Source organism: Anaerococcus sp. HMSC065G05 (genome assembly GCF_001812365.1).
Lineage (GTDB): Bacteria > Bacillota > Clostridia > Tissierellales > Peptoniphilaceae > Anaerococcus > Anaerococcus vaginalis.
In genome coordinates, this window is record NZ_KV808718.1 from 1 (window position 1) to 263 (window position 263).

The 263-nt window shown below is 30.4% G+C and carries 1 protein-coding gene; it reads right to left on the reverse strand.

The annotated features are described in order from the left end of the window. Nucleotides 1-263: MucBP domain-containing protein (locus tag HMPREF2852_RS06185; protein WP_148130556.1), on the reverse strand; the 263-nt coding region annotated here is incomplete at both ends.

Consider the following 263-nt stretch of genomic DNA (forward strand, 5'->3'; position numbering starts at 1 on the left):
TTCTTGTAAACATGAATTGTATTACCATTATTATCTTTATTTGTACTTACATAATCGTAGCCATCAATATTTACTTGATTTTGTGTTCCTTCTTTTGGTGGAAGTAGTTGGTTGCCATTTTCATCAACATATCTTGTCTCAACTTTTGGAACAGGTGCAAGTTTTTGATAAATATGTCTTGTATTACCTTTTTCATCTTTTTCTGTTCTTACAAATTGATAACCTTCTATATTTGATGGATCATGTGTTCCTGCTTTATCAGC